The organism is uncultured Microbulbifer sp., from assembly GCF_947504145.1.
Taxonomy (GTDB): Bacteria; Pseudomonadota; Gammaproteobacteria; order Pseudomonadales; family Cellvibrionaceae; genus Microbulbifer.
In genome coordinates this window covers 1-471 of the sequence record NZ_CANNGQ010000015.1, presented here as the reverse complement: position 1 = coordinate 471, position 471 = coordinate 1, and the positions used below count along the sequence as shown (strand labels likewise).

At 48.0% G+C, this 471-nt stretch carries 1 protein-coding gene; it reads left to right on the top strand.

The genetic code is table 11. From position 1 onward, the window contains the following. On the top strand, positions 1–182 hold a 182-nt coding region (locus Q1A74_RS18395; RefSeq protein WP_299599723.1), incomplete at its 5' end, for a hypothetical protein. Positions 183–471 lie beyond the last annotated feature (289 nt).

Sequence of the window (471 nt, the reverse complement as noted above, 5' to 3'; positions counted from 1 at the left end):
TTTCTGGCCGAGGCCAGATGTTGATCCGTCGCTCCGTAAGCACCCACACATATTGCTTGATCGAATTTTTAAACAACTCAGCGTGGCGCTCGGCCCTCACTGTGGGGTGCGTATTCTACACACCCGATCTGCTGAAGCAAGTGCTTTTTGCAGACTTTTTTGAAGCTCTGAAACCGTTATAAATCAACGCTTTCCGATGCTTCGATCACCGTTCCGGTGACCCCGAGAAGGACGCGCATTATATGGTGTCGATCTCGTTTGGCAAGCTCTTTTTTGAAGCTTTTTTCAGACTGAGAATCGGCGATTAAACGACCTAATTCTCAGCACTGATGGACTGCCAAGAGCCCGTCGAATTCTTCAAGCAAACCGCCTTGGCGATCCGTTGAAGTGGCGCGCATTATAGCGACCTCTTCGACCTTGGCAAGGGCTTTTTGAATTTCTTTTTCCGAGAAAAACTCGTTGAAAATCAAT